General features: G+C 50.7%; 12 protein-coding genes. 4 read left to right on the top strand and 8 right to left on the bottom strand.

Features of this window, described 5'->3' with window-relative positions:
* The first annotated feature begins 6 nt into the window (after positions 1-6).
* A complete protein-coding gene (locus KTH_RS13660) occupies positions 7-579 on the top strand; it encodes a TetR/AcrR family transcriptional regulator (RefSeq protein WP_497619371.1) in 573 nt (190 codons plus the stop codon).
* A 156-nt stretch (positions 580-735) separates the two neighbouring features.
* Here KTH_RS13660 and KTH_RS13665 read toward each other — a convergent pair whose 3' ends face one another.
* A complete protein-coding gene (locus tag KTH_RS13665) occupies positions 736-1,680 on the bottom strand; it encodes an NAD-dependent epimerase/dehydratase family protein (protein WP_497619373.1) in 945 nt (314 codons plus the stop codon).
* Between the two features lie 512 nt (positions 1,681-2,192).
* On the opposite strand from KTH_RS13665, the gene KTH_RS13670 reads away from it, so the two are divergent.
* Positions 2,193-2,339: a hypothetical protein gene (locus KTH_RS13670; protein ID WP_497619375.1), complete on the top strand. Its 147-nt coding sequence runs from the start codon at positions 2,193-2,195 to the stop codon at positions 2,337-2,339.
* Between the two features lie 1,199 nt (positions 2,340-3,538).
* On the opposite strand, the gene KTH_RS13675 is transcribed toward KTH_RS13670, so the two are convergent.
* The 7 genes from KTH_RS13675 to KTH_RS13705 are packed head-to-tail and all read right to left on the bottom strand — an operon-like array spanning position 3,539 to position 19,899.
* The gene (locus KTH_RS13675) at positions 3,539-3,925 is read right to left on the bottom strand and encodes a hypothetical protein (protein ID WP_497619377.1); all 387 of its coding nucleotides are present in this window, start codon (positions 3,923-3,925) and stop codon (positions 3,539-3,541) included.
* Between the two features lie 19 nt (positions 3,926-3,944).
* Positions 3,945-4,973, bottom strand: coding sequence for a hypothetical protein (locus tag KTH_RS13680; RefSeq protein ID WP_497619379.1), 1,029 nt, complete (start codon positions 4,971-4,973; stop codon positions 3,945-3,947).
* 13 nt (positions 4,974-4,986) lie between these two features.
* Entirely contained in the window at positions 4,987-8,436 is a 3,450-nt protein-coding gene (locus KTH_RS13685) for a beta-propeller fold lactonase family protein (RefSeq protein ID WP_497619381.1), read from the bottom strand.
* A 13-nt stretch (positions 8,437-8,449) separates the two neighbouring features.
* The gene (locus KTH_RS13690; protein WP_111324055.1) at positions 8,450-12,466 is read right to left on the bottom strand and encodes a hypothetical protein; all 4,017 of its coding nucleotides are present in this window, start codon (positions 12,464-12,466) and stop codon (positions 8,450-8,452) included.
* Between the two features lie 16 nt (positions 12,467-12,482).
* Entirely contained in the window at positions 12,483-14,666 is a 2,184-nt protein-coding gene (locus KTH_RS13695) for a hypothetical protein (RefSeq protein WP_111324056.1), read from the bottom strand.
* Positions 14,666-18,673 carry a DUF6603 domain-containing protein gene (locus KTH_RS13700; RefSeq protein ID WP_497619384.1) on the bottom strand — a complete coding sequence of 1,336 codons (4,008 nt, stop codon included), beginning with the start codon at positions 18,671-18,673 and terminating at the stop codon, positions 14,666-14,668. Before KTH_RS13700 ends, KTH_RS13695 begins: the two co-directional genes overlap by 1 nt.
* A 20-nt stretch (positions 18,674-18,693) precedes the next feature.
* On the bottom strand, positions 18,694-19,899 hold the full coding sequence (locus KTH_RS13705) for a hypothetical protein (protein ID WP_497619386.1): 1,206 nt from the start codon (positions 19,897-19,899) through the stop codon (positions 18,694-18,696).
* Positions 19,900-20,163: 264 nt separating this feature from the next.
* Here KTH_RS13705 and KTH_RS13710 point away from each other — a divergent pair, with 264 nt between their 5' ends.
* Together KTH_RS13710 and KTH_RS13715 are read left to right on the top strand one after the other, a co-directional pair.
* Positions 20,164-20,847, top strand: a complete 684-nt coding sequence (locus KTH_RS13710; RefSeq protein ID WP_497619388.1) for a hypothetical protein — start codon at positions 20,164-20,166, stop codon at positions 20,845-20,847.
* Positions 20,848-21,616: 769 nt separating this feature from the next.
* Positions 21,617-22,966, top strand: a complete 1,350-nt coding sequence (locus KTH_RS13715) for an MFS transporter (RefSeq protein ID WP_497619390.1) — start codon at positions 21,617-21,619, stop codon at positions 22,964-22,966.
* Positions 22,967-23,304 lie beyond the last annotated feature (338 nt).

Here is a 23,304-nt window from a genome sequence, read left to right on the forward strand (position 1 = left end):
CAAAAGTTGGAACGCATTGTGAAAGCCGCCCGAGAACTCTTTGCAGAGAAAGGATATGCAGAGACGACCACTTTTGAGGTTGCGGAGCGGGCTGAAATCGGGACCGGGACGCTCTTTCTTTATGTGAAGAAGAAATCCGAACTGCTTCTGCTGGTCTATGGCGATGTGATTCGGCAGACCACTGATCAGCAGTTTGCGACGCTGCCTGAAGCGGCCTCCTTACTTGACTCGTTGCTGCATATCTTTACGGCCTTCTTTCATCTGTATGAGCAGCGGCCCGATGATGCTTATGCTTATATTAAAGAGGTTCTCTTTCATGATGCGGACCGCCTGCATAGCTCACATATCGAACAATTCGGCTTTTTTCTGGAAAAAATGGCGATACTGGTCGAGCGGGCTCAGGAGCGGGGTGAGGTCGCTCCTGATATCGATGTGCAACTTGCAAGCGCTAATTTTTTCTCGATCTATTATATGACCCTGACAAGCTGGCTTGGGGGTATGAGATCACAGGGAGAGGCATTAGAGTATCTGAAAAGCTCTCTTGCTCTTTTTATTCGGGGACTACTTCCGCGCAGTTAAATAGAATACCTGTTTGTCCATATTCGGGTTATGCCACACATAGAAGAGGATATTGCAGTTCAGGGGCAATCGCTTCTCAGAAGAGCGCAGAAGGGAAAAAGGTACACAGAGGATGTCTGTCGTGGAGTTCTCTGTGTACCGTTCTGCGCGTTTGTCCTAGCGTGTCTGATACCAGCGGATTGTAGTCGTAAGCGCTTCTTTCAGCGGTGTGGCATGCAAGCCGAAAGCCTGTTCAAAGGCGCTCGAATCGACAATTTGTGGCTCAGTATACTGGTAGAAGAGTTCGCTGTACTCTTCGGCAAAAGCCTGGTCGAAAATGCCCTGTTCATGCGCGAAGCCTACGGACGGAACCGAGAAGAGGTGCAGCGGGTAGCCCAGTTCCTGCTCGATGAGCCGGATGACCTCACGCGTTGAGGTGACAGGAGCAACTGGTAAGAGCCATTCTTTTCCATGAGCCTCATTGCGCTCTCCCAGAATGATCAGGCTTCGAGCAATATCGGGCATATAGCTGTAGCTGTGAGGAAGATCGATATTCCCCAGAACCAGAACCGGCTGTTGCGAGAGGGCCGCAGGGAAAACATATTGTCCCAGAGATGAATTGAGCGCTCGTGGACCGAAGAAGTCAGCCGCACGCCCGATGACAACGCGGGCCTTGCCCACTTGATGCGCTTGCAGATAACCCCACATCAGTTCGGCCCGAAGACGCCCTTTGCGGGATGTGGCTCTGTGAGCCATTGCTTCTGTCATGGGCTGTCCATGTGTTTCCCCATACAGATAGAGATTGTCAATGACAACAAGTGTTGCCCCGTGAGTCGCCGCACTCTCAATCATATTCTCTTGAAGGCGAGGCAATACCTCTGGCCATTGTTCGTAGGGGGCATGCGTGGCATTGTAGATCACTGCCGCCCCCTCGCTGAGCTCGCGAGCCACCGCGAGGCTGGAAATGTCTCCTGCGACCAGTTCTGCGCCTCTGGGAACCGCTCCTTTGCCGCTGCGGTTGACCAGGCGAACCTGTTTTCCTCGGGCAAGGAGTTCCTCAGCGAGGGAGAACCCGACCGGGCCGGTGCCGAAAATGACGTGCAGTTCTTTTGCTGTATGCATATTTTTCTCCTTAGAATCTGTGTCGTATCTTTTCTCATCAGGTGCATGTTTCTGCCGGCAGTGAGACCAGATTCAACGTTTCTGTTGTCTCTGAAGAGAAGTATAGAGGAGAAGGAACGGAAAACCATCACCCGTGTTCGTGATTCTCACGGGTGATATCTGCGAGATTGAAGCTGATCTGAAAACGACAGGCAGTTTGTGCCAGGAGGTGCGTGGATTGTTGAACGCTAACCTATGCAGTTTGACGGAGGCTTGTCCTGGCAAGGGGGAAAATGTGCGCCTTCTTCCCAACCTTTCCCAACAGCATCCAGATTGAGTAATAAAATCAAGTTCATCTATTGACACCCTGAAGCCCGGAGCCTCTTCTTTTACCTGTATGCATGTATATTGCCACAGCACGACGACTTATCGTGGCACATTGTCCAGAAGCCTCTGACGAGACTTCCTCGTTGGTTCCGGCCGACGGGACCGGCTCATGAACAGACAGGGATACAACCTGAGAGATGGAGTCTATGTCACACATAGGAAAGGATCTGATGATGCCAAACGAGCGAAATGACAGATTTTTGCAGCCGGATAATATGGTGTATGAAACCTATGAAGGGTATCAGAACCTTGCATATCAGCAGGAACGGACTGGTGAACAGGCGGCTCGTTGAAACGGCGGGTAAAGTAGAGGCTCCACCAAGCGGTCATAGAAACCTCTTCTTTCTTCTGACTGGGATGGTTTCCCTGGCGACCATTATCATTCTTGCTGTGTATCATAGCTGCACATCCAGTTGCCTGGATTGGGCTTGACATCACCAGCATCGGGATCTTTCTTATAACGGCAACCATTGTAGATAAGATAAAGTAGTTACAGGATCGAGAACCACGTATCTGGATAGTGTTAGAATAAAATTTGCGGGGAAAAAGGGACTATAGAATATGAGATGAACATAGATGGCGAGAAATGAGTATGCAACAAGGGTAGAGAAAGGGGATTCATTGTTCATCTTAGAGGTTCCCCGGGGCTGCCTGTTCTCCAATCAGGTGGTCCCGCTTTTTATATCCGGTGTACTGACCGGAACGGTATCTCAGAGGGAGATGCCCGAGGGCAACTTCTTTGGGTAGCTAGCCTCCCTTTTCCTGAAGAGCTCCTATTGTTTCGAGAGAAGCAATGGACTTCCAGCTGAGGCGAAAAAACAGATAGAAGCTCTCTTGCAAGATGAAGGCGAAGAGAAAAGCTGACAGGCGTTGTATGCTATCAGCGCCTCTTTCTAGCTAGAAGAGACTCAGCCAATCCTCCGCTTAAGGCTCATTTTCCCTGATCGGGTCTGATCACCATTCATAAGAAAACGCTGCATCCGTCGTACTTCTTCTGGCGTTGCTCTGGCTCGATCAATGAGATAGCTTGCTTTGAGTAGCCCATATTCTAACTGCGTTCTGGTGTTGACGGCTTATTTCGCCAGCCGCAGTATGTCAGGTGAGAACGATGCTATTCTGAAGGTGAGCTGTTCTACAAGAGTGCCAGATTTCGCACCCGGGAGCGCCCAATTGATCTATCCATAGCGTTTCAGCGTCGCAATCCTGCGATCCGCGGATAATTTCAAGAGCCCGGGAACCGAGGCTGACGCCGCGTGGCTTCTCCACCTTTCAGTCTGTTGGCATTCCTCCGCTCGGGACTTGCGGAATGGTGAAGGAGTCAGAGCGTTTCTCTTCCTTGAAATGCGGGGATCCCGGCCTTCTCTCATCGCTTCAAGGCGGGGAGAGAAGGCGTTGAAGGCCAGGTTAAGGCGGCCCGCGACATGCTGTAAGATCCGGAAGTGGATCGTGAGGAGCAAGAGATGCTGATGTTTCAGGGTCAGAGAAAGTGGCCCTATCGTATCGGCATCGAGCGCTCAAGCAAGATGTGTTCCTGAAATCTGGCCGCTTTCTCTACAGTGGCAGATACCGTCACATCGATTTTTCCACAGCATGGAGGGATAGTAGTTCCAAACCAATAGGACAGCTCCAGATGCGTTGTGAACTGTGCTGGATACCGTACTTGAAATGAGACAATAGATTGCTTCGATGTTGGTGGAAGCGTGCTGAGTGGAATCTGAATCGTGTTCTGCGCATCTGGTCCCGGCACGAACAAGGAATATGCACCATCAGCGGGGATCTGTTTGAAACAGATTGAAAACGTCACTGCAGCTTCTGTATTCCCGACATTGATGGCTTCTTTCAAGACGATGGCAGGCTTTAACTCGCCCTCAGACATCATAAACTCCTTTCCTGAGCCCTTATTGTTCAATCTTATGTACCCATCGTTGTTGTCCCAGCACGAACCCCTTTTTAATTGGAATGCATGTAGAAAAGGCAGTATGGCCCGCAGCGTAGTACACTAACGGTAGGGTGAGATGCGGGAAACGCTCATAGAATCGTGCCTGAGAGAAGGATGATACTGGTTGTATGGCATCGATCTTAACAGCGGCGCCAACGGGGATCGTTCCACTGCTTTTATCGTACTCAATAACAATGGAGGTGTTGTAGTTCTGGGGAAGCTCAATCTCGTATGTGTGATTCTGTCCATCCGGTGGGATCGCGCCTTGAAAGTACAGGTTGTCTTTTCCCTGCCACTTCACACCGGGAATGCTGATTGAGTAATTGCCCGAGGGAAATTGAGGAAACCCGACAGTGATATGAAGCAGCAAGTCGTCGGTTGTGCCCTGTAGTTGTGTCGTATATTTATAGTCAGGTGGAGCCTCAGTCAATGTGACTGTATTGCGGGTTACAAACGGGTTATCAACCAGGAAAGCCTGAAACTGAGTATCATCCATAGAAGGCATTCCTGCGAAGTCGGGAGGCTTCTTCCCATCTTGCCCGATCCAGACAATCATGCAGTAGTGCTTTCCCCACTCTAGATGGGGAGGTGTCCAGAGCAGGGGTTCAGACACGACGATTTCTCCCTTCTTTTCCGCTTTGAGAAGGGTATCATTCGCCTGGGTCCCGTCCTGTCTGACGATGGAAGGATCACCTTTTCCCTTCCATTGATTTGGCCAGAGAATCAATGAGCTTTCGACATAGTAGAGGTAAACATTTGCGCTTGCCTGCCCGTCTGTTAGATTTTTGCCGCGAAAGTATATATAATTCGTGCGTGTCATTGGAAGCTGCTGCTCGAAATCTGTATCATATTCGCGTGCAAACTGTTGTGGGTCTCCGGGAGAAGTCCCATTAGGGATGATATCGGGACTGCTGGCCCATCCTGCTCGGGCGGAGGTTTCTGTCTGGCCCATATACTGGCGCAAAAAAATGCCGCTTGTCTGTGTCATCTTCTGCTCCTTTTTACTCTGGTTGCACCTGACGTAACACGAACACAGTAGAGCCGCCCCTATCGGTGACGAATATCTCTGCACCATCGGGCTGCGTTGCGATCCCGTACGAAATGACAGTGGCTCCAGGCCAGAGGTACGTTCTACTCAGGCGAAGCGAAACCGGGTCAACGATTCGCACGCCGCTGGCATCAGTTGCAAACAATGCTGTCCCATCCGGTGAGGGAACTACATACTGAATGGATGCAACCTTTTGCTCAATACCCAGATGCACCGTTCTGATATGCATGGTCCTGGGATTGATGACCGAGATCATATTCATGTTCGCATCTGCACCCGGGTCTGTGTCCTTCACACTGAACACATAGAGACGAGCCCCATCGGGGAGCGCAGTCAGAGCCTCGGGTCTCCCTTCAAGCTCATGACTCTTTACCTGATAGCTTCCTTCCTCATAATAGATCTGATGCAGAAGAGGAACGCTTGATTCCGTTACAAACGCTTGAGAGCCATCGGCCAGCACACAGAGAGACTTGAACCCCTTGGTGGATGGATGCTCATAAAGTTCCTTCTCTGCAAGCTTTTTCGGTGTCTGTCCGGTGATGTCGAAAACTTGCATATAATAGCGTTGCTTATCGTCGCATAGAAGAAACAGGCGTTCTCCATTTGCAGAAACGTCGAGGAGAAGCGGTTGATGTCCTCCCTCCAGCGGTACCCTCTGCGTTTCAAACGTTCCGGTATCGATAAGAAGGAGATCCGTCGAAGCCTTTTCAAGCGCGAAGGCGAACTGGCGATTTTTGTCAGGATGAACGGCACAGGTGATCAGATTAGTCGTTTCCAGATGGATCATGCTGATTCCTGAAATTCGGTCATGGACGGAGAGACCGGGAATATCTTTCGGGTGCAAGATATCTCGAATCAGTGCGTTATGCCAGGAATAGACCTGCTTTGCATCTGGTGTTACAACGACTCCGGTTGGTTTTTCGACCGAGGGAATGGAAGTCGTTTCTGCCTCATAGGTCGCAAGCGTCAACACGCTCATTGAAGCATCGCCAGTATTGGTAACCAGTACCAATCCATCGTCAAGTGTGACCGTGACACCTGTTGGTTTCTCCCCTACCTGAATGTTTTCTTCCAGCACCTTGCAATCTTTTGGCAAGGTACCACATGCGATCAAGGCAAGCGCGTTCTTCTTTTCCAGCGAGACAAAGGCATATCTCCCACCTGCCATCATCGCAAAAGAGACAGGTGTTTCTACTGGAAGATGCTGGCGTGGTGAACCATCGGGGTAGGAAGTACTCAAAGCAAACACCCCATCTGCGGAGGCTACCAGCAAGATCTGACCATCACGGGTAATGCCAAGTCCACGCGGCTGTTGTCCGATATTGCCAACCGTACTGGTCAGCGCATAGTTTCGCTTTGCATCTACACCAATGATCGAAATGGTGTTCTCGCCGGCATTAGAAACGTAGACTCGGGCACCGGATGGGTCAAGCGCGATATCTGTTGGCTCTTTCCCGACCGCGACTTCGCCCTGTTTGTGGTATGTGTTTCCCTCCTGTACCAGAATGATCAGCTTGCCCGCACGGTGGGCATCTTGTGTCGTCACAAACAGCGTTTTCGCATCCCGCGAAATCGCGACAGCCGTTGGTTTATCGCTGACATCTGGCAACGCAGCAGGCTGAAAAGTGTAATAAGGACGCGTTTGCGTCTCCTGTATATGGATCAGGGTAAGTTGTCCATCTCCTGAGGCAACGAAGACAAAGCTCCCGTCAGGCGCGAAGGCCAGATGGGGTGTGTCTCCGGTTGCAAGCGGCTCTCCAATCGGCTGATAGAGGGCATTGTCAATAAATGAGATCTGACGCTCATGGGCCAGAGCTGTAAGCGGCGCGGTTGGAGATGCTGCGACCAGACGTGCCTTTTGCGCGAGTGGATAGCGTTGGTGCTGTGTTTTAAAGGCAGAAAGGACCAGCTTCCGATTCTGAACGGTCTCCTGATGTTGCGAAATGGGAATCAGCGTCATCATCTGAGGCTGCTGAATGGACTTCGTGACGCTGCCAATTGGCTCATAGGTGTCGCCACCTGTGCCCTCGCGGCTGCTCACAAGCTTGATGCGCTCGTTTGAGTCCACCGCCCAGGAAAAGGTGACATCACAGGGAAAGTCTTTGTAATAGATGGAGCGTGGAGATGCTGTAAACGAGTTGATTCGTGGGAGTACCACTGCTTCGACCGTGCGATAGGCCACATTATTGCGATCTGCATACGGGCCTTTTGCTGTCAGGGTAAAGGGGGTTGTGGTGAAGATTTCGGCCGGGATACTGGTGAGATTGGTGACATCCTGACAAAGTGGTGCAAGGAAGAGTGAGGTTGCATTCTTTGTCTGCCAACGAACTGTGACCTCTGCCTTTTGCTCGGTCAGATAGGTCGGATTCGGCTCAACCTGCAATGAACTGATCTGTACATGCGGGATCTTATAGAGTGGCAGGATAAAAGAGCCGTCCTGGTAGCCAGGTATGCCTTGATAGGTTAGCAGAAGTGAAGTGGGCCCGGCACGGAAAAGGGTGACAATATTCGTGACGTCGAAGGCGACGTTGGATTGAGGGCCGGTCCCAATGATTGGCTTTCCAACAGGAGGTGTTAGCTTCCATGAAGGGTTCTGTAAGGTTGTGTCAGACTCAATATGCCATTCGTCTGCATTCAGGCCACGAGTTACCTTGATATCGCGCGCATGCTGAATATCCGTCAAGGCTCCATATCCGTAGCCTGTGCCATAGACAAAGGTGAGTACGAATGCGGTTGCAGGGCCAGCCTTGACCTCTTTTCCCTCAGGACCCGGTCCAAAGGCGAGCGTAAAGAAGTTCGCAACTGTATGCTCCTCATCGCTGGTAATAATCGCGTTCGTGTCTGTACTCAGTTGAATATCGCGCTGCAACTCTCGTTTGTGCGTGTCAGGCGGCACCTGAAGCGTGGCGGATAAGGTGTCAAACTGCCCGATCTCGTCATCAGTAATAGATGGAACATGGAAGTAGGTGACAACAGGATAGACAACGCTTCCCTGTGGAGGGGAAGAGAGTGTCAGTGAGGCAAGTGTAATATCAATCTGGTTCCCTGGTCCCGGCTTCAGGGTCTGAAGGACAGTGGGAGTCATACCAATCGTGCGCTGATCCGGGTAGGCCTGGAATGACCATTCCGCAGCCGATGCCTCAAGTTTCTGAAACTCAGACGTGGAGAGATTCAGGCTGGAAAGATCCAGGTAGAGCATAGAGCCATCCGCAGACCCTCCTTGATCTGGTGGAACGTGATGTGAGGCAGGCTTGAAGGTTGCCTCAACATTTGTCGTGATCCGAAGGGAAAGCTGATTGTAAGTGCTATCCGTCGTGATATAGATGGTATTCTTGTCGTGGTCCCTATGATTCCGCAGTTCACAGGTTAACTGTGGTTCCAGAGTGGTTATTTCCTGTTCCATGTTTTCTCCTTTGTTATTGAACAGCAATGAGAATGTCGTACACGCCATTGTTGAGACCATCGAGGTTATAGAAGTCGACATACACATGTTCCTGAGCGTTCCTACTGGTGACGATCACGTTTTCCAGCGTGAGGGTAATGCCCTCCTCAGGTTGGAGCGTGATGGGCTTTCCAGCAACCGGGGTGAATGCCCAGTAATTGCCATAGCGTGTATCATTGAAGCGCTGAAAGGCCCATCCCTCGGCTTTCCACCGTATTTCAGGTATGTTCTGGCTCTCCACCAACCCCCCAAAATGGAGGTAGAGGATAGATCCATAATTGTTCTCTCCTTCGGGAAGTAATTGGCCGGGTTGAAAGACAATGCTGCTTTTGCACTTGTTCTTGAGCGTAAGGGTCAGTGTATTTGCCTTTGCCCGCTGCGCGACGGGTTGACCGCCTGGATTAAGCAATGAGAAAAGGAGGAGTTGAGGATTTAAGCGCAGCCAGCCTTCTGTAATATGCTGTGGGGTATAGGCCCAGACTGCACTATCATTGTCCGCGTGGATATCTGGCTGTACTGTCCACTTCTTTGTTTGACCCTCAATGACCTCTTCGATCCAGGACCACTGGTAGCCTTCCTGAGGCGCAAGGGGAAGGGTGAGCGCACTGGCTCCATACAGAAGCGGCGCGCGAAAGAAGGTCATCGACAGCCTCTGTAAGGCTGTGGTGTGTTCGGCTGGAAGTTGTACCTGCTGTGCAGGTAGAATGCCGGTTGTGGCATGTACTGGCAGGTGAGGATCAATCAGAAGTAATAGCTTCCATTCTTCGCTCTCACCTGCATGCCTGGGCGTTAACAGGACTGTCGTTTGTGAGGGACGGATGACGCCCGAGGTCGCGTCCGGGTTGGCGGCCTCTGAATAGAATGTCGAAAGGTCAAATGTGGTTTGCCCGGACTTGAAATAGCCGATCAATCCATCTGTGAGGTGCTCGAGATGGCCGAGAATGACCGGGAACTGAACCTTTGTAATCCCGCTATCTGTCTCGATGAATTGCCCATCAACCAGCGTTGCCCAATCCTGATTACAGGCCGGTTCTCCTTCGAGCTCCAGACGCAGGGAGGCCTGAACCAGGGCCAGCGGACGCTCTACCAGATTGGGGAGTGCTATATCTGGCCGGGGGAGTGGATGAAGCGCGTTGCAGGCTCTATCGAGTGTTTCCCAGAACGCCTGAAAGAAAGCGGGTGTGCTCTTCTGTAACATCAGGCTGACATCACGAAGAAACGGGTTTTCATATCGCATCACCTGCTCAAGTGGTTGGTCAAGAAAGCGCTCCTCGCCGGGCGCTGGCTGCCATCGGACCTTACTGCGATCCCCATTCAAAAACAAGGTGCCAAGTGGTGAGCCCTGTTGATTGTAGAGAGCAATACTGTTGGTGTAGCGATGAGGAAGTAGCCAACCACAGATAGGGGAGGTTGTGGGATGTATATTCGTCTGGTTCAGGGAGACGCTGTTCGCAGCGATCCAGTGGAACAGAAGACGTGACGGCTGAGCAAGGCGAGGCTGACAAAATGCAACATCCGGTACTGTCTGATCCTGAAACGTAGTTCTCAATGTTTCTGCCAGTGACAGGCTTCGGGCGGCAATGCGACGATTGCGATCAAGCACTGTTCGCTGTTGTCCAAATGCATCCACCAGCAGCAACGAGGAAAGTCTGATATAGCCTGCTCGCAAAGGGTTAAAGAAACTGTTAAAGTTCGGAGCTGTGGTCGCACGGATCTTCTTTTGTATCAGAGCCCTGGTCAGATTTTGCATCGGAACCGGGACATGCATTTGTTGTGGAGGCTCTTGGATCCGTAACTGCAAGCTTTGCTCACGCATCAGCAGCGCAGCGGCAAATCCGCTGAGTGCCTGCGTCTGAATTGGTGTCGCGTTCAGATGATCCAGCATTTTCTTGAGTGGTTCAGTGTCGCTATGGGCAGCCAGCAGCTCCTGCAAATTGAGCGTCGCTTGTGAGGAAAGCACAGTCGATCCTCGATAGCGCTGCGCATATATTGGCTTGCTCGGGTTAACGGGATGAGCAGGATTCGTTTTGTACTTAATGGTTCCTGTTTCGGGGTCAATAGTATAATTGCCAGTAAAAAGCTGAGGGTCATAGTCGAGTGGCTGATTCTCCTGGACAGTTGCAGTCAGCGGCTCATACTCTACCTCCCAGAGCAGGAAAATTGGGAGCCAGGGGTTCGCTCCCATCCAGCGGCGTACGCCAACGGGCGAGGGAAGCATTCCGGTAAAAGTGTAGATATGTTGCGGCTGTGCACGAAGGGCTGCATCCAGTGCCGTTGTCAGGTCGCTTTCTGCTGTGCCTGTTCGGGCAGCCATTAACGCCGTATCAAGTAGACAGGCTTCACGCAAGAGCGCCGTGCAGGTATCGGGATAAGGCAGGTTTTCGGAAAGCCTGAGCGCAGCGAACTGAGTGGCTGTACAGGTCTGTCCCTGGATGGTGACCGCTGTCAAGACCTGATCCGTTTGCCGGCATGCCAGATAGCCCTTCTCATGATACCGTCCATCTCCACCATAACGCTGGGCACGTTCAAGCCCGTTGCCCCCAAGTAAAAGCACTGGTTCGGCAGGTGCTGAGTACATCGGTGCAGGAAGCTCTTTCAAGTGTTGCTGTTCAGTGAGCATATCCTGCACCAGCTTCTTCTGATTGTCAGCCTTCTGCTGTGCTTCTTGCTGCTTCTTCTCCAGGTTAGAGAGTGATTGATACCGCTTCAGCACTGCCTGAAATGCGGCTTGCTGCGTTTGAATGTCCACATGAAAGTAGCGAAACCACTCAGCGAAGAGCTGCCAGAGATACTGCATCAGTTCAGCATAATAACTGTCACTTTCCTGTTGATAGGCATTCAGCAGGCGTAGCGCTTCAGCCAGGCGCAGTGGAAGCAGTGTATCCGTTTCCTGTTCGATGGTGTAGCGTTTGCCTGAGGCTGTAGCACTGAATTGCAGCGTATGGAGCGCGCGGTACAGTTGAGCCAGTTGATCAGGTTGTGGGCGTTGTAACTCTTGCAAGGCGCCAACCTGAAAGGCAGTAAAGAGCTGCTCGTCAATAGCCGTCTGTAAAAACTGTTGCCCACGGAAATACGCGGAAAAGGCTTCGGCTGGTGTGTTTCCGACGGCCACATCTGCGACTACTGACAGGGGTTGATCGTAGCTTTCGACGTAGGTCGTGCGAGGATTCCAGGAGAGACCCTGAATGAAGCCATGATATAGTGTATAGGCAGGAGGCTCTTCCTCGGTAAATGTCCAGGATTGCTGCTCTTGCAAGGTTGACAGCTTTTCCTGATGTATGGAAGCAGAAGCGTAACAGGGGTCATATTCACGTCTGCTAAACCACCCGATCACGACATACGAGAGAAGTGCTTTCTGTCCTTCCTGTAAGGATAGGTCTTTGAGGGTATCGCAAAAACCAAAAACGCTTCGGCAATTGGGATAAAAAGCCGCAAAAGCAATATCACCGCTGGCGGCTGCATGTAAGGGGCTGCCAAACGCTGCTTCAAAGGGAGTTGCTCCCGTTGCGGGATCCGGCTCTTTCCAGGTCGGAGTGAATTCAGTATATTTCCCTACATAGCGAAAGGGCTGTTCCGGGTCATTATGAACTGGCAGCGTAATCACCTTTTGCCCTGCTGGCTGTTCTTCTGAGAGTGCATCACTTTCAATAATCCACGTTTTTGCTTGTGGCTCTGTCCCTTGAATTAGCAGCCGGGTCACAAGCCAGCGATTGGGAGCTGCCGGAAAGCACACTTCTCCTGTTGTATCCACTGTTGCATGCGTCAGCGCGTCGGGAAGCGCCCAGTGCAGATGCACTCCGCTCTCCAGATAGTCATAAGGAGAATCGCGTAGATCACATGTGACATCAGAACCCAGAAACCCGGGTACGCCCATGCCAAGATGTCCTTTATCAAAGGCTGCGGTCAACCCGGAAAACTTGCGGGTTGTCTCCTCGTCGACTGTTCCCACACAGAAGGCCGCCACATCGACCGGGACCAGCAGTCCAGCCATTTTCTCTTCTCCTCTTTTATACATTTCTATTGTAATATTCAACCTTTACCACGCCCTTGACCAGCTCAAGCGCAAATTCTGCCGATGTTACCTTGTCGAGCTTCTGGTCAAATGGAGGGTTATTCAATGTCTCTTTGAGTGTGCGCTGAGCTACATCGAGCTTGAGGGTCTGATTATCACTGCGGGTAGGAAGTGCTGTCTGTCCATCAAGCTGCTGTCCAGGTTGTTTCTGCCCTGCGGTTACTGCTCGAAGCGTTGTCGTATAGTGCCCCGGGTCACCCTCTACCCCTGCATGAATTTGTTCAGGTGGTTCATGAAGCGCGACCAGAGCAACAACCCCATCAAAAAGACAGAGCATGGTATCCTCAGATAGCTTCGTCCAACGCAAGATGGGAATTTCCTCTGTTCCCTTCTGATCCGCATAGCCGTTTACTTGAAGATTGGGCCATCCCGCAACAACTTTTGACCGTAAAAGAAACCCGGTGCACTGCTGGGTTTCATTTCTGTAGGTCGTGAAAGGGCGTCGGTTCGGACGGATTGTGTGTATACGCGCTGCGATCTTCCCATGAAACTCGGTATAATCGCAGCAATCAAGTTGAGGCCGTCCATCCCGGGTGACGCGCCCGATGCTCAATACGCCGTCAATGAGTGCCTGTAGCCAGTTCTGATCAAGGAAAAAGAAGCGCAATGACTCAATTGGAAGCATGCGTTCATCTGGCACAAGATAGTGAAAAGGTATCCCGTAGAGCAGGCGGAGGCGTGCCAGCCATTGTGACACCTCATCTGGAATCGTTGCTGCAAACTGCCTGTGCGCCTGGAGAAAACTGCTAAAGATAGATTCCCCGTTCAGGTTTGCCTCAAACGCCTGCATCTGGGCAGAAAGTGCCTGAGAGAAGTGGGTTGTTCGTCGCCACCGATACAGCTCGTTCGCAAAACCGGTATTCTGTAATGCGAGCATCTGTCCCAGTTGCCAGGCAATGCCATAAGAGACATCAAACAGGCCGGTCAGGGGATTGTAGGCGTTTGCGGCGTCGGGGCCAGAAAGTGGTGTCTTCAAGGTTGGCATGACAGTAGAGGGGGCCAGAGGTCCGCGATACCAGGAAACCGTTTCGCCTCCGTGACGCAGATGATGCTTGAGCGGCACATAGCCCTGTACCAGTGCATTCCGAAGAAGTACCCGGGCGTCTTGCGCGGTTGTGGTTCCTGCTTGCTGTTTATCCAGCGCGCTTTTCACCTCGCTTTCGGTTGGTGGTATTCCCTCGAACGGCACCTGAAGCGTGGTCAGTTTCTGTCTCCCGTCTGTTGTCTTGTTCAGATTCTCGAGCAGTGTACGAAGCATCGCGCCGCGTGAGTTGGCTGTGAAGCGCCAATAATGATAGTTGAGCAAGCGGATATAGGTTGTGTCAGCGGGTATTTTGCCGCTTTTTGCTCCCTGTTCATCCGGGAGATACTCAGCAAAGCGTTCTAGCGATACCAGAAACGCATGTGAGAGCGTATCGATTGCAGGGACCCGGTTTCCCCGGACAATTGCATACTTGAGGAGATGTTGATTGCTATCTGGCCCGTGCATAGTATCAACCTGCCGAATATGGGCCAGATAGGGGAGATCTTCTTTTGCAGGAGCAACCTTACTGAAGAGTTCTACCGGAATATCGATCACCATACAGGCGTCATCAGGGGATTCGCCGTATTCAAGCGCCCAATCGGGATACGACAGATAGCCAGCGGGGAGTGTTCCCTGAAAGTGCTCTCCATTCTGGTTCAGAATATTCTCTTTCTTGCTCAGGGTTGTATCCTGTTGTTGCATTATCTGTCCCTGTGGTAGCAGCGCCAGAGGGGTCGCTTTCGCTATTTTCACGCTGGCTGCTTCTTCATCTGTGAACAGGAAGACGGCAAGCCAGGGAGCCTCTTCAGAGGGAAGGTCAGAGGCTCGTTCCCAGGGCAAGGTACAGCGCTTGAGGACCACATGAGGCAAAACACCATCAAATTCACCGGTTGCCAGGTTGGGCGGAAACACACCGCTGATATCGTCAGCAGAGAAAGACAAGCGTTCCCCTTTCACGATTATGGTGCTTGCATGTGCGAACTGATTGGGTGCCTCTGTATTCAATGCCTGCTCGACCTGGATGGTATACTTTCCCGCCTTTAAGGCAGGCAGATCATATTGAATAAATGCAACCTTTTTCTCGTCCTTACTCATTACACTCGCCCTTCTATTGGCTTCTCTTCTCCAAGCAAACGCAAGTATGGGGGTGCGAACAGATCATATGTTGCGGGGTTGCTTAACGCGTCAACCTGGAGGTTGGGAGAGACAAGGAGTCTATCCGCTTCCATTGCTTGTAGTAACGCGTTGCGGTTGGTCAGCGCCTTTGCACTCTTGATCGTCTCTACAACAGTCTCGGTACGAAAAGGGTCTTTCTTTGCCACAGAAGGAACATTCCACCAGAAAGATTGAGGCTGTTCAGTAGTGTATTGTAGAATAGACAGCGCAATCGGGAGTGTGTGCCGAGGGGCATCGACATAAGGCAGGATTCGGGCGCCAACCAGCACATCAGTAAGCGTTGTATCCTGAAGCGGGTTTTGAATCTGCGGGACTCCCTGCTGATTGAAATGCTGTTTCTGCCAGAGTGATTTCGGGATGTTCTGAAGTATGCGTACCAGATAAAATGTGCTTGGTTGGTTGGTTTCAATGCGTACCGTGCATGTTGATTGGAATGCTGAACTCTCCGTTCCGGTCGGACCAACACCAAACTCTGTATTCGGTTGAATAACGCTTCCCTCTCTCTGTGGTTGCATCGTATCAGGGGCAAGTGAGAGTTTTGAGTCATATTGGAGCGTTTTCACCGGGATTGCAGATGTAACGGTGCATTCAAACTCTCCGGGATTGACGACAAAGGTATCTTGAGTGAGTGTTTTCGTCAGTCCTTTTGTGACATTGATATGCAAGATCGAAGGATCCGCTGTTGATTGAGCATCTGGACCGGCAGTAAGTAGCTTCGTGGTTGTTTTTTGTTGTGGAAGCAACTGCTGTACAAACTTATTCCATGAGATTGTGGTGTCTGTCTGTCGTCCGCTGCTACCAAAGTGAATGGTAAACGAGATGAGGGCGAGATCAATAACCGCTTTGCCTGTAAAATCAGGGCCCCAGATTTCCAGGCCAACGCCAATTGTAATCGTGATGGTTTTGCGCGTTATCAGCAGGTTTATATCAAAAGAGACTCCAAGGGAGATCCCTGCACTGATATAGTAATGAAATGGTTGCAGGAGCATCAGGAAATCAGCCCAGACAGTAAACCATGCCTTCACTCCTCCGCTTTGCCAGAGGGCTTCCAGCCGTCCACCTGCCATGACTGCACAGGATGTCAGAGCGAAGTAGAGTTCCGCTTTCACGCTTAGCTCTGTGCTGATTTGCCAATTGATCCCGAGGCGGGGAACCTGTGGATAGTGAGCCGGAATGGTGAAATGCGGGTTGTATCCACCAACTGTTATTACAAACTCACCTGCATGAGATCCTGAGAACCAGCTGTAGAAAGCAAAGCCACCGGTCAGACGGCAATCCCGTGAGAAGAGAAAGGAGTTTGATGTGAGTTGTCCTGATAGAGCCAGTAGACCGGTATGGAGCGAGAAGCTCCCTTTCAAGGCTAGCTCAATCTGGGCAACGATTACCTGAGAGCCTCCGGCTTTGGGTGGTGGAAGTGTTAGCGTTGAGAGCCCCAATAATGCAATTTCAACGTCGGTTCCGATGCTCAGGGTAACCAATGCGAACGAGTCGATGACCTCAAATGAAGTAAAGTGGATGCCGGCAGCCAGCCAGTAATCACCCAGGCCCGGAGTAATGACGCCTTTATTGATGAGTGTATCCAGGACCTCGCTGACTTTCTTTCCGATGTCTTCGCCGGGCTGTGGTGATGGCACATCGCCATTTCCTTTAGCCCACTCTACCAATGGAAATGATGCGACATGTTCAACGTCAGGCAGCACCAGCTTTCGATTGAAGCCCAGGCCACCTGCTAAGCCAGTGACAAAGAAAAACGTTGGTCCACCTATTGGATAGTTCAGCACTGCATAGAGAAAGAAGGAAGGATGGTCCTGTACCTGTGTGTAGGCACCAAGAGCAAAAATCGAGAGATTTGCTGTCTGAACTATCAGTTCGCCAACGAAATTCACCGGATCGAGTGTGCCGATTAATCCTCCGCTGACGATGACAGGTCCTTCCTGGGCAGTGACGCTTAATCCCCGAATGAGAAATTGTGGTGCAAACTGTTTCAGAGGAGAACTGAGTCCAAAGCCTTCCAACCTGATAGTTAATCCACCAGCGGTAAGGGCAAGGTTAGCAAGGATCGCCAGTTTGCCGCCAGTATACTGCATACCAAGCTTCTGGATTTTGAGTGGTCCAAAGGACTTTTCTACATCCAGCCAGAGAGTGGTATCTGCTGTTGTACTCAGCGTAATGAGCTCTGTTGTCTGTTGTTCTCCGTAGGCCCAGAAAGCCAAACCGTATCTGCCGGGAAGGAGCATCGCTTCAGCATACTCTGCTACCGTCTGCCGTTGTCCTCCCAGTTGTAAGGTAAGAGGGACCACCAGTTCGCCAAAGTGTGCTTCAGCCGAGAGGCAGAGGAGAGCGGTTATGCCTGTTGCTGGCACATGTGGGTAGCCTTCCCCAATAAGCTTGTTCACCCGTTCAGCCATTTGCTCGCCTATGATAACAGTGGCAAGCAAAAGGTGTATCTTCTCGATGGAGACGGTTATTTCTCGGTCAAGGATCGTCCCGAGCAAAGGGAGATCAGAGAGCTTGACAGGCAGTCCGGCTTCTATGCCACAGAAGAAGTGCCTTTTTTTCGTATTTGTATCTTGAAAGATGACAACCACTGCTTTTCCGTAATGTGGAGATGTGACGCTCAGAGCAATGCCACTCTCTTGCGACAGGTCATAGATCAGGCGAACGCTCGAAAGGTCGGGCGTCAATTCAGAGGGAATATCTGGCAGTTCGGATGGGTCAACCTTCAGGGCAGAAGCAAGTTTCTCAAGCGTCAGGGGGTTCTGCTCATCTTTCCACTCGCCGATCACCTTTTGCTCTTCATATTCGATTGAAAGTGTAGCGTTATCGAGCTGAAGTGTGCCTCGAATTTCGGGCTGATACTTTCCCGCTACCCGTTTCAAGCGCAAGGTTGTGGTCAGAGCGAAGGTCTCACCTGCAAGCGTGATATCTAATTCAAGGGCACAGGAAAAGGTGCCTGTACTGGTATCAAACGTGATCGCACAATGTTTCAGGGTCATCCGTTTCAAGGATTCTGGTATTGTCACGCCGAACTGATCGCCAAGATCCTGTAACAGTTCGCCACTGACCTGCTCGATGACACCTTGAAAGAACCAGCTTCCGGTTTCTGTTCTTTGGGCAGTGACTGCGAAAGAACTCCGACCAAGTTTCATGCTGGCTGCGACAAGTCCGCTGATGCGTCGGCTTCCCAGTGGGTCAAGAATGGTGATTCCGATACGATATTCTTCGAGTTGTACCGAGGGGAGCACTTCCCATCCCTGGCTCTCTGAAGGACTACCCATCTCGATACTGATTTGTGAGACGACCGGGGTACGACGTGGTGCAAAGCAAACCTGAAACTGGTGTAAGGCAATCTGACCAATCCCGGGCACCTGAATGTCCTTCTGGGGACCGGTCACGAGGTTGAGTGCGCTTCCAGCGTCAAGTGTTGCCTCCTGCCTGAGCTGCACCTGAATTCCTGCTGTAGGGTCAGAGGCTATTCGAAGCGGCAATGAGACATCATCTACCACTAGATCTGTCTCTATTGCGATGTCTGCCTGAGAGGCAAGCGAGGAGGCGAGCGAAAGAGGGATGCTCTCTCCGCTTATCTGAAAACGCTTCATTGCAAGCCAGCTTATTCCTGGTATCGCCAGTGTCTGCTTTACTTGAAAAGAGCATGCGATCAGGTATTGTTGTGGACTGGCAGGATCATATGTTATCGTGATCGTGGCCGCGATCTCGTTCACTTTGCCCCAGGTGATGGTATCGGTTAGGGTCAGCCGTTCTTGCTCAAGCCGAATCTGGACACCTGGAAGCTGTATCGCCTCAATACGTGGGAGCAGTTCTAATGTCAGAGCGGCGCCTGGAACAAGCCGGGCGATATCCGAGAGTGTAAGCGTTCTCTGCTGCTGCAGGTCCAGAAGGGCCTGTTGTATCTTCTCCAGCGACATATTTCCCCTGCTTTCCTTACTTAAATAAGCCTGAGTGCTTCTCGTTTCTGCTTGAGATTCTTTCCGGCTAGTTCAAAGGCTGTCCTCTGTTCTGGATGTGCCCATATATTCGAGGCATCAGGGTTTTTTACATTGTTCCACGAGGAGCGAATGCTGTTCTCTGAAACGTACTTCCAGGTTGTTGCTTCCCCCTCTGAAATCTGGTTGAACGGCTCTATACCGGTAAAGAGGAGTTCTGCGGCGGTGGTCGTAAAATGGTTGTGTGCATAGCCGGGCGCAGCGCCTGCGCAGCAATACCGCGCGTGAACGAGCTGATGTACGAGTCCTATTGCGGGCGGACGAAAGTCAGGCTGTTCAGGGACATTATGCCCTTCGCGACGGGCATTGAACTCAATAATAGCTCCTGTTCCCGGGCCCGGAGGAGAAACAGGATAGAGCAGCATCAGCAGGGCCAGAAGAAAATACTCTCGGGTTTTGATCCCTTGATTCTCAGTTTGCTGGATATAAATGTCTATCTTTTTTCCAGCCAGCCAGTCGAGCCAGAAATTCTTACTCAGTTTGAGCTTTGCATTGAAATAGCCAGATGAAAATTGACTTTTGTCCAGGAAAAGAGAGCGCAAGGGGAACTCTTGAAGGTCCTGTAGAAAACGGTCAAGGCGTTGCGATTGAGGGAGCGAGGCATAACGCTGGTACAACAGATCAGAGATGGGGCCTGCAATATTGGCGTGTTCAGCAGAGAGGAGCCATTGCGTAAGCTGACAGACCGCGTGCTCATTCTCCAGGGGTAGTGTACGATTCTGCTGAGCTGCCGGGATAATGAACACAGGGAAACGACCCTCTCGCAGAGCAGGAAGCAGTCCCAGGGTATCCACTTGCTCGATGAGCTTGAGACAATTCAGTACATATGCCAGAAACCCAGCGATATCTTTGAGCTTCTCATCAGAAACCTCTAATCCCTGAGCTTGAAGAAATTGTTGTAGCTTCTTCGGAGGGTTTGGCGGAACAGGATAGATAACCCCTGGACCGCCTGGCTGTCTGCCGAAATAATCAATCTGGCTAACCAGATTTCGATGATGGAAAGCAAGGTAGATTCCTGGCTCTTCTGTATTAGAAGGGGAGCACGTAGCGAAATTCCATTCTTTTTCCTTGCCTGGTATCCATTTCACTCCATAGAGACGATCAACAACACCCTCGATACCCAATACATCTGTAAGATAATGAAGCATGAAATCTCCTCACTTCCATCAATGTGTGCATATTTATGCAGACTATGTGTGTTGACATGCCTTCTTCCATCTTTACCCTGATCTATTGCAATAATATCACCTCGTATTTATGAAAATCAAGAAATTTCACTTTTATTTCTTTATATTGATAAAGTTATATGTATCCATTATGGTAATAATCATAGTATAGAGCTGCTTCTATGTGTGCATGCTTGATTTTTCATATGTTACAATAAAAGTGAGTAAGAAAGAAAGAGGAAAAGAATGTACAGATATGCTGTTCAAATTCCTGGTGCTTCCTGGATTGAAATAGCGGATTATCATGGCTTTATTAGTACAATCAGGCAGCAATTCAATGTGTCTGAAAAGGGGGAGAATCTTGATATCAAGGTCGCAACCTCTGAAGAAAGCAAACTTCTGGTGCGGATAAAAACGGCTGACGCCTACATCTCTCACTTAAATGCCGAAAAGGGGGGCAAGGTTGGGAACTGGAAAGAGATCCCGAAAGACCTGATTAACTACAGTGAAAAGGATCAGATACTGAACGAGTCGGGGATTGAGGATGCTATTGCGCAGGGCAGAAAATGGGCACTGGGTGATATTAAGGCGTTGACAGAAGGGCCTGTAAAGATCCTTGCTTTTATGCTTGCTGAAGCTGCTCGCTTTACTGTTGTCCAATATAGTGTCAGTGAGATGTTGGTGCACGAGCAAGAATATCACTGGAAAATGTTTGAACTTCTCCTCAAAAACTGGAAAGATCTCTGCAAAGAGAAGTGTCAATCGAAAGAAAAAACGTTTGGCCTTTCCATGCAGATGACCAACATCTACACGAAACAGCTTCTGAATGAGGCTCGTACTGAGGAGGAGAAGAAGTGGCTCAAGCAGATGCAAGCAACCGCTGAAACGCTGTGTAAGCAGGGCTATCCGATGGGGCTTTCTGCCTGCTAGGCTTTATCTCTATGGGAATGGGAGATTGAGGCGAAAATGGAGAGATATATGTGAGCTGGTGACGGGCCAGAAAAAGAACTGAGAGGGTTTAGCGTATTATCAGCGCCAGGGTAAGCATTTCGGAGCGCGAAATAACGTGATTTGTGTGCTCAGGTTTTATAGGCGCCGCTGGTAGATGGGCTTGACAAAGATCGCCGATCATGACAGGACAGGGTGGACACCTTCCTGACCACTCTGTCCTGTTATTGGTGCTTTGAGCGACTCTGTTGCCCTGACACGAGCGGAACACGTCAACGGCGCTGGCAGCCGGGTATGCAGACGATGTTCTATATGCGTTAGCTTATGCACTTCTCCTTCCATTGCTGATCTTGTGCGGTCAGCAAGCTGGCTTCGTTATAATAATCCATGTCCTCTTGCATGGTTCGGCGCAAAAGAGCCACTTGCGCTGGAGTTGCTTTCAGCCGGGTGCGTATGCTTCATGTCACGAGCTTGTTTCTTTATGACAGGAATGTAGCGTAAGGGTCAAAGTGTACTCCGGCCCACCCGAGACCCTGGAAAGGAAGACCTGTTTCCTTTCTCTGTTTGAAGGCAGAAGTATCCACAGGTTGTATTGTGGTGAGCACATAGAATGCCGGTTTCGCTTTGTATATAGTTCTTACAACTCTTACCATTTTATTTACTGACTTTATGCAATTTTTTCTTTTCTTATACTATATATAGATGAGCTAAAGGTTGAAGTGGCTGATACCAATCAGCATGGAGGGATTCTGTGATAGAACAGGCTCGGAGACCGATGACGGCGGTTGTGCTGTCAAGTACGCTTGGTACCGCTATTGAATGGTATGATTTCTTCCTCTACGGGACGATGGCAACACTGGTGTTCCCTCAATTGTTTTTCCCTGAAACGGATCCCCTGACAAGAACGCTTCTGGCACTGGTAACATTTCTGGCTGGATTTGTAGCGCGACCTTTTGGAGGAGCATTATTCGGACATCTGGGTGATCGTATCGGTCGGAAATCGACGCTCGTGACTACTCTGTTGTTGATGGGAATTTCAACACTGCTGATTGGATTTCTGCCGGGTTATGATGCGATTGGGATTGTTGCTCCGTTGCTGCTAACGCTTCTTCGAGTCGGCCAGGGGCTCGGCGTTGGAGGCGAATGGGGTGGCGCCGTCCTGTTGGCGCTGGAATATGGGGAAAAAGAGCGCCGGGGCTTCTGGACAAGTTGGCCTCAGATGGGGGGCCCGGCTGGTCTGGTGACCTCGACATGTATTGTAAATATCGTGAGCATGATGACGGGAGAGCAATTTCTGATCTGGGGCTGGCGTATTCCGTTTTTTGTCAGTGCCTTGCTGATTCTGGTTGGTCTCTTTATTCGTTTTCAAATTACCGAGACACCGCTTTTCGAGCAGGTGAAGCAGCAGAATCTTGCGGCAAAAGCGCCCCTGCTGGAGGTGCTCAAATATAACTGGCCAGAAGTGCTGCTGAGTACTGGCGCACGTTTTGGCGATCAGGCTCCCTTCTACCTGTTCAGTGTCTTTGTGATTACATATGGAACGGCGGTTCTGAAACTGGACAGCAGCATGATTTTGAATGCGATTATGCTTGGTGCAGGCCTGGAACTCTTTACCATTCCACTGTTTGGCTCTCTTTCAGATCGATATGGGCGTCGTTTCTGGTTCCTGACTGGCTGTGTCCTGATGGGGGTGTTTGCGTTTCCCTACTTCTGGCTGCTGAATAGTGGCAATCCTGTTCTGGTACAACTGGCTATCGCGCTATCATTGTGTGTGCTGAACGCCTGGCTGTCTGCACCACTGGCAGTGTTGATAGCGGAACGTTTTGAGACGCGTTTCCGCTATAGTGGGGCGTCATTGGGGTATCAACTGGCGGCGCCGTTTGCAGGCGGGCTAGCTCCTATTGTGGCATTGTTGTTGTTGAATGGCCAGACAAATCTGGGGGCCTTAGGCTTGCCGCAAGTGAGCATTTCGATTGGCGAGGGCTCGTGGCAGGCAGTGGCGCTCTATATAGTGGCATTAAGTCTGATCTCGTTTGCATCAGCATGGTGGCTCAAAGAGCGACGCGAAGTAGATACCTCTTGTCTGGTCAAAGAAGCATAGGCGAGAGGGCGAGAGTGTCATTCCTGCTCAATGTGCTCTCGCCTTTCATCCTGGAGGATATGGGAAACGAGTGCAGATAATCCAGCGTTACTGTCTGGCTGATGTTGGACGAATTGTTTACCAGAACGTATATTGTTTGCGCTTGACGTTGACAGTCGCTTTGTGCAAACAGGAGTCATACACGAAAAAGGTGTAGGCTTTCAAGATGAGGAGAAGCTGGTATGGCTTTTCGCAGCACCACCATAACAAATTGTTGCAAGCGAGCAGAGATATGCAGGGGTATCATGTTGGAGCCATAGAACTATGCAATGAAGTACACAGTTTCAGTTCGTTGCTTG

Source organism: Thermosporothrix sp. COM3, from assembly GCF_059696735.1.

Excerpts from the sequence above, each read along its gene's own strand:
- KTH_RS13695 (WP_111324056.1), bottom strand. The coding sequence starts at position 14,666 with ATGAGTAAGGACGAGAAAAAGGTTGCATTTATTCAATATGATCTGCCT.
- KTH_RS13705 (WP_497619386.1), bottom strand. The coding sequence starts at position 19,899 with ATGCTTCATTATCTTACAGATGTATTGGGTATCGAGGGTGTTGTTGAT.
- KTH_RS13700 (WP_497619384.1), bottom strand. The coding sequence starts at position 18,673 with ATGTCGCTGGAGAAGATACAACAGGCCCTTCTGGACCTGCAGCAGCAG.
- KTH_RS13665 (WP_497619373.1), bottom strand. The coding sequence starts at position 1,680 with ATGCATACAGCAAAAGAACTGCACGTCATTTTCGGCACCGGCCCGGTC.
- KTH_RS13675 (WP_497619377.1), bottom strand. The coding sequence starts at position 3,925 with ATGATGTCTGAGGGCGAGTTAAAGCCTGCCATCGTCTTGAAAGAAGCC.
- KTH_RS13670 (WP_497619375.1), top strand. The coding sequence starts at position 2,193 with ATGTCACACATAGGAAAGGATCTGATGATGCCAAACGAGCGAAATGAC.
- KTH_RS13680 (WP_497619379.1), bottom strand. The coding sequence starts at position 4,973 with ATGACACAGACAAGCGGCATTTTTTTGCGCCAGTATATGGGCCAGACA.
- KTH_RS13690 (WP_111324055.1), bottom strand. The coding sequence starts at position 12,466 with ATGGCTGGACTGCTGGTCCCGGTCGATGTGGCGGCCTTCTGTGTGGGA.
- KTH_RS13710 (WP_497619388.1), top strand. The coding sequence starts at position 20,164 with ATGTACAGATATGCTGTTCAAATTCCTGGTGCTTCCTGGATTGAAATA.
- KTH_RS13685 (WP_497619381.1), bottom strand. The coding sequence starts at position 8,436 with ATGGAACAGGAAATAACCACTCTGGAACCACAGTTAACCTGTGAACTG.